Origin of the sequence: Ralstonia sp. ASV6 (assembly GCF_016429285.1) — a bacterium.
Lineage (GTDB): Bacteria > Pseudomonadota > Gammaproteobacteria > Burkholderiales > Burkholderiaceae > Ralstonia > Ralstonia flaminis.
Map to the genome: position 1 here is coordinate 1 of NZ_JAELUI010000218.1, position 5,843 is coordinate 5,843.

Sequence of the window (5,843 nt, forward strand, 5' to 3'; positions counted from 1 at the left end):
GAGAAGTACCGCTCGAAAACGCCGGCATGTTTGCGCGAGCTTGCACAAAGCAGGGCGCCAGAGCTGACCGCCGACATCCGAAAAGCAATTGAGGACGCCGCGGCTGAGATCGAAGGCGCGGAGCAAGCTTACGCTGTGCTCGTGGAGAAGCTACGCCTGTTGCAAGAACGGCACGCGCAAACGGAAGCGCATTTGCGCTACTACGTCTCACGGATCCCATCAAAGCAAACCTAATTGACATAGTGCACAAGTGCACCTATGATGGTGTCAATGCCAGCATGGCACGTAGTGCTACCAGGTGGAATATGCCTCAGGTACTGATCGGTGGTGTTGAATATGTGCCTCGGGCCGAGGTCCCCGAACTCACTGACGAGCGATTGAAAGCAGCGCTCGCTGGGTTGGTGGAGATCCAGTATTTTCGGGAGAAGCACAAAGCAGTCGCCCAGTCGTGGAACGTGCTGAACGCGTTGGCGCCGGAGCTGGCTGAATTGGCGGCCAAGGACCCCCGGGCCGCTTATGAGAGGATCAACGGCGCCGAGTAGGACGGTTGTCGCCCTGTTTGCGCAAAATTCAGTGCAGCACGGCAACAGTACAGGACTATCGAACCCAAGCAGGCACGATTACCTGACTGCTTGTGCTAGGATGAAATACGATAGTGGTTGACATACGCACCCGCGAACTGGCGGGCAAGGTGGGAGGAAATATGCTTGGAATGAACGGAAACGATGCGATGCGTCTGGCGGAGGACATGGCGGTACTGCGTGGCTCACGTGGGCCCGTTGCCGTCCCCGAACCTTCAAGCGATTCTTCGGCTGCTTTTGCGGTCGCCCTGGGCATGCGGGCCGTCAAGGTCCATACGGATGCGAACGTCAAGCTAAAAGGTCAATTCGATCAGCTGTCGGCGGACTACAGCGACCTGAGTGCGGTGTGTCTCGCCTCGCGGAAGGTCATCGATATGCTTGCAGCGCAACTCGCCCAGGCGCAGGGGTTGAAGCCGGCTGAAGTCAAAGCTAGCGTCTACAAGATGCTCTCGCGCGAGTACGACAGTCAGGTCGGGGATATGCTCTCGATCGGCGTACTCAACGAAGACCCCCGTCGAGACCCCGCAGTGCTTTCCCGGCCGTCCCGGGATTGGTACACGCCGGGAGCGTGAGCAAGTCTCAATAAAAAAACCGCCGATTCCTCGGCGGTTTTTTTCTGGGCTGCAAATCACAAGCGGACCGGACCTTGCCCGGAATCGGTGACCGGAGCCTCTGCGGCAACTTGGCCACCGCGGTAGAGCTCCCGCATGAATGCGCGATCGTCTGCTTTTTCGCGTGCTTTTTCCACTGCAGCAGCATCCTTTGCGGCCTGATTGGCCTTCGCTGTATCTGCGGCATTTTGCTTGTTCATGCCCGTGAGCATTGCGCCGCGTGCTGCGCCGCTCGCTTGCCCTTCGATCTTGTTGACGGTGCCTTGCTCGCCAAGGTCGCCAATGCCGGCGCCGATCCAGCGGAGAATGCGATCGGGTAGCGTCTGCGGCAAGCCGAAGACCAGCATGAACGTGGCAGAAACGATGAACGTGTACACCACCATGTAACCAGCGAGAGCCAGGAGGCCCAGCATCGAATCATGCTGAAGTGCCTGGACGCGTGTCATGAAGCTGCCATTGATGAACCGCAGGGCCGGCTGCAGCATGGCGTTACTCGCGACGAGCCCAATCACCATCAGGGCAGGGCGGAAGAACCCGGACATGACAAGCATGTAGCCTTGCATCTGGCTGCCGATGAAGCTGTTGTCACGAGCAGGTGTGGTGTGCGCGGCGGCCCACAGCACACCGGCGGCCATCATCTCGATGACGAAGGCCATCCAGCCGACAACGCCCACGGCAAAAACGTAGTACGGCACCATTGGGATCCAGATGCCGAGGAAATAGCCCAGGTACATCAGCGTCCAGAGAGATGGCGCGATGATGGACCACATCTCGGCCAGCCATGTCACCAGACCTTTGGCAAAGCCTGCGGCGATCGAGGAGCCGGGCGCCGACGACGACTGCGCCCATGCAGAGAAGCCCTCCAGGCCAGAGACTGCGATGCCCTTGGTAAGAAACACAGCCCCGGCAAAGTCGCTCATCCAGTCGCCGATGTTCTTCACCTGCATGACCGGGTCTTCAGTGCCTTCGCCCAAGTAGCAGACCATGCCGCGAAGAACGCCAGTGCTGATGCCATTGAACCAATGTGCAAAAGTGCCCGTCAGCGTGCCGGATCCGCTTGCGAAGTCGTTCAATGTGAACGACGTCTGCACGTTGCCAGGTGTGGCGCTGCAGCTGTTGGTAGTCGAGCCTCCAGCGCCTGCGGAGGGTGGCGTTGCGAGCGCGGCTTGAGTGAACTGGTCAGCGAGCGACTGAATGCTGAGCAGAACGGTGTTGGCTGCAGTCAGAGAAGTTCCGGGGGGGAGAACGCTTTCGAGTGAGTTGGATCCATTAACGAGCGATACCTTGGACTTCGTCGCGTCTGCGACAACGTCTTTGATGCGTGCGAGATTGGTCCAGTACGAGGCTGCGTAGATCCAACCTTGCCCCGTCATGCTGTCAATGAACTTGGAGCCATTGCTATTGACGGTCTGTGTAACTTGGTCGGTAAGGTTTCGATTGAAGTCGGCCGCGGACGACGCGATCAGGTCCGAAAGCCGCGACGCAACGAGCTGGTCGTTGCTTGTCGATGCTGCCACGGACTTGATGCTGTCGACGACCATGGGAACCGTCTTCTCGGCGAGCGTCGAGAAGTAGGCTTTGCGCGCGTCAGCCACGCGCTGCCGCAGGATCGTGAAGCCGTCGTCCTTGCCCAAAAGCGCGCCGTTGAGGCCGCGGGTGTACCCGCTGTACAAGCTGGTCGTGTCGGTAATCGTCATCTGACCGCAGATCGACTCGCTACCGGGCCATTTCGGGTCTGCATAGTAGATGCGGGTCACCAATGTTGGACCGAACGACGTATTGATGAGCGACTGCTCCTGCTTTTCGTCTTGCTGGAGCGTGAGTTGGATGTTCTGGTCCGGTGCGGTGCTCTGCAGGGCTGAATTCACGCCCGCAGCACACGCCCCCATACGAATGGCAAACACCATGTTTGCTGCGAAGTTGGGGTCGGCGCGAATACTGCTGACTGCTGCGGTGGTCACGTCATCAGCGATGCTCTTTTTGACGACGGCGGTCCATATGTTGGATGCGAATCCAATCGACCAGGTCACCAGCGTGAGCAACACGAGCTGGATGAATGCGTACCCGCTCGATGTGGGCACCAGCATGCCGGCGGCCGCCACGGTACGAATGGGCGTGTAGAACGTGTTCCATTGCCTACCCAGGATCTCGCCATCGTTGGCCGAGTTCTGGATCCCGAATATGGTGACCCACGTCAGGATGAAGGTGCCGAAAACAAGCACCCCCGAGTTGAAGTATCGGAAGGCCTCGCCGAGCATGGCCGCGGGTGCTGTGCCCGCGGTACTCGGCGACATTCCGGAGACGATGTTGGTGATCACGTCCCCGAAGATCATCTGCAGATAGCCCACTGCCGCGTCGGTCGGCGCGGGGGTGAACGGGTTAGCCATTTAGGCCTCCAAGATACAAAAAAATATATTAAAACGTATCGCTACATGTTGACATTTTACAGACAATCCACTTCTGGCGTTATTTTTTTGATGTTTTGGGTGCCGTCTGTATACTCGGCTTCAGATAAGTCCCGAGCACTTCACATTCACAGAGGAACCCATGCTTGCATCCGAACGTCATGCCATCGCACAGCGCACCGTGTCTCGCCTTGGTGAGGCAGCACCTCTATTGAGCGGGGCGGGATGGGGCGAGCAGATTGCCTCGCGCATCGTCACGGCGATCGCCGCCGTTGACGCCATGGTGATGTCGGCTGAGGGGCCGGTGCTGATTGCCGATGTGGTGCCGGGCGTCGACATCCTCGCCGCTCGTGACTTCACGAAGCCGGCAGCTGAGGCTGCGGTGGGCGGGGTCAGCTTGCAGAAGTCGTGGGTCGCAGGCGATATCGGGGCGGACTGGATCGACGCGCTGGGTAAGCTCGCCCACAGTTATCTGGGCGAACGGGCGGCCGCTGCCAAGCATGAGGGTGTCGTCAGCATGGAAGGCCAGGACGGCGTGTACTACTTCGCATTTCAATCGCAGCACCGCGCAACTGTGCTGCGCCAAGTCGGCCTCGGCGAGGACGAACTCATCCTCGTCGAGACGGGGATGACCGCAGGAGACTGAACATGAACCCGTCACTCTCCATCTCTGATTTCAGCAGCGGGCCGCAGCCGGCATTCCTGTCGTTTCACCAGATGGGCCAGCTGGTGCGCACCAAGCGCTTGTTCTCCGATCGCGGTGTCCGTGTCGAGGGTCGTGCGTTGGTCGACCTGGCTTCGGTTCAGCGCATGGTCGAGGCCGAGGATGCAATTAACAGCCTCGCCCTGACGGTCAGGGACAAGGGCAAGCGTCAAGAGAAGTCGATGGCTCTGGATGCTGCGCTGCGAATGGCCAAGGACTCGAACAATGGGCATGAGCTGAACTACTTGGCCAGCATGTTCATCAATCAGCCGAAGGTCTTGCGGCAACTGGCCAAGAACCCGAATCTGCCTGATTCGACGCAGCGCATGCTGATCAACGACGCTAAGGCGTCGAAGGACATGCACGTGATCCGCAATCTGGCCTACAACCCTGCGGTCAAGCCTCAGTTGATGCGTGACATCCTCCAGTCGTTTGACGACGCAATCGTCCGGCATCAGGTGGCCTCCAATGCGGCGCAGAAGGCACATATTGCGCGGGACCGCGAGGACCCGTACGTTAAACTGTGCGATGAGCTCGCGGATACGACCTACGACAGTGCTCTGCGTCTGGTTGTACTCCCCAGCGTCCGTGACCCAGCTGTCCTGCGCAAAATTGCGCGGTCTCGCGATACCGTGCTCGGCGCAAGCGAGTTGGAGGCTGTCGCGGCCAACATCCATACGCCGGCCGATGTGCTGGCGGAGATGGCGAACGTCTCTCCGCTTCGACGCATGGTGCAGTCCGCTTTCGGGGTAACTGTCGCTCAAACGGCGGCGCGAACCCTGCAGGATCTGCGTCATCCGGAAGACCGCATCGAGGCTGCTGGGCCAATGTAACAAGGGGCACCAAGGCCCAATCACTCTACGAGAGTTGCTATGTACTTTTCGATCTCGCAAAGCGCTGATGCTCGCGTTCACAAGGCAGAACAGCTGCTGTCGCTGCCGGCACGCGAATTTGAAACGGCACTGATGTCGAGCCGCGAACACGCCCACATCCCATTCGAGTCGTCCGTTGCCAAAATCGCCACTGCGAAGGCCATGGCCCCAGAGATCGTGGCGCGCAACATCCTCGCTACGCCGGAATTCGCCGAAAGGGCGATGCGGGTCGGCGCGGACGAGATCTATTTCTCGTTTGGTACCGAGAAGTCGATGAAGCAGTTCTTCGGAGGAGCGCTGAGCTCGCGACACCTGCTGCGCTTTGAAAGTGTAGGTGGCGTGTCGGATGACGTCTCTGCTGTCAAGAACCGCGTCGCGTGCAGCGCAATGACTGCGTACTGGGAGCGCCTGGAGTCGAACGTGCCGGGTGTGATGCCTGCGGAGCGCGATTATGTCGACCTCTTGAAGGATGTGCGTTCGAAGCTAGAGGCAGCCATGGCTTCCGGCTTCCTGTCGGCAGCCGATGCTTCGGACGTTGCCCGCGACATCGAGCTGGCGTCGATCACTCCTGGACTGATGCACATGACGGACTTTATTCAGCCGCTTCAGGAGATGGCGCGTGACGAGCTCTTCGAAGAGCAACGCGCCCGCTTGATGGAACGCTATAGCGC

7 protein-coding genes are annotated in these 5,843 nt (G+C 59.4%); 6 read left to right on the forward strand and 1 reads right to left on the reverse strand.

What is annotated here, in order from left to right:
• The 3 genes from JHD73_RS25945 to JHD73_RS25955 all read left to right on the forward strand — a co-directional run.
• A partial coding sequence (locus JHD73_RS25945; RefSeq protein WP_199033037.1) for a hypothetical protein occupies positions 1 to 234 on the forward strand: 234 nt, incomplete at its 5' end.
• 71 nt (positions 235 to 305) lie between these two features.
• Positions 306 to 542 carry a hypothetical protein gene (locus tag JHD73_RS25950; RefSeq protein ID WP_199033038.1) on the forward strand — a complete coding sequence of 79 codons (237 nt, stop codon included), beginning with the start codon at positions 306 to 308 and terminating at the stop codon, positions 540 to 542.
• Between the two features lie 170 nt (positions 543 to 712).
• Positions 713 to 1,153, forward strand: coding sequence for a hypothetical protein (locus JHD73_RS25955; protein WP_199033039.1), 441 nt, complete (start codon positions 713 to 715; stop codon positions 1,151 to 1,153).
• A 56-nt stretch (positions 1,154 to 1,209) separates the two neighbouring features.
• Here JHD73_RS25955 and JHD73_RS25960 read toward each other — a convergent pair whose 3' ends face one another.
• Complete coding sequence (locus JHD73_RS25960) at positions 1,210 to 3,540, reverse strand: DotA/TraY family protein (protein WP_368735559.1); 2,331 nt, start codon at positions 3,538 to 3,540, stop codon at positions 1,210 to 1,212.
• A 199-nt stretch (positions 3,541 to 3,739) separates the two neighbouring features.
• Here JHD73_RS25960 and JHD73_RS25965 point away from each other — a divergent pair, with 199 nt between their 5' ends.
• The 3 genes from JHD73_RS25965 to JHD73_RS25975 form a co-directional block, all read left to right on the forward strand.
• Positions 3,740 to 4,243, forward strand: a complete 504-nt coding sequence (locus JHD73_RS25965; RefSeq protein ID WP_199033041.1) for a hypothetical protein — start codon at positions 3,740 to 3,742, stop codon at positions 4,241 to 4,243.
• A gap of 2 nt (positions 4,244 to 4,245) precedes the next feature.
• A complete protein-coding gene (locus JHD73_RS25970; RefSeq protein ID WP_199033042.1) occupies positions 4,246 to 5,133 on the forward strand; it encodes a hypothetical protein in 888 nt (295 codons plus the stop codon).
• 39 nt (positions 5,134 to 5,172) lie between these two features.
• Positions 5,173 to 5,843: hypothetical protein (locus tag JHD73_RS25975; protein WP_199033043.1), on the forward strand; the 671-nt coding region annotated here is incomplete at its 3' end.